General features: G+C 62.8%; 1 pseudogene. It reads left to right on the plus strand.

The annotated features are described in order from the left end of the window. A pseudogene (locus AC1DSG_RS31635) lies at positions 1 to 502 on the plus strand (hypothetical protein); the annotation flags it as partial. Between the last annotated feature and the right edge of the window lie 68 nt (positions 503 to 570).

Below are 570 nucleotides of genomic sequence, written 5' to 3' on the forward strand. Positions count from 1 at the left end.
TCCCGGGCTGCATTCCCACGCAGAGCGTGGGAACGATCACAGGTTGCGTTATGGCTTAGCTGTGCGGGTCGACGTTATCCAGCATCCGGTTCACCGCCAGTTCACCCAGCATGACGGAATGTTGAATGCCCTGCGCAAAGAACGCCGCTGGCATTTGGTGGTGCCGATGTTGATGGGTGCGATCGGTTTGCTGATTGCGGTTAACTTTGCAACGACGCCGGCCATTGCGATCCTCGGCCTGACCATCGCCACCATGGGCGCCCTCACCGGCCTGCCGATGTTCTGGCCGGTGCCGACGGCGATGCTGAGCGCAGGTGCGGCGGCGGGTGGTTTGGCGTTGATCAACTCCATGGGGCAGATGGCGGGATTCTTGAGCCCTTACCTGGTGGGTTGGGTCAAGGACAGCACCGGTTCGACCGATGCGGCGTTGTATCTGCTGGCGGGAGTGATTGTGTGCGGGAGCTTGCTGGCGCTGCGGATGACGCGGACGTTGCGGGTGTAACGAAGCCTCTGACCCTGATCGTTCCCACGCTCCGCGTGGGAATGCAGCCCGGGACGCTCCGCGTCCCA

The sequence above is a fragment of the Pseudomonas sp. P5_A12 genome (assembly GCF_056400685.1).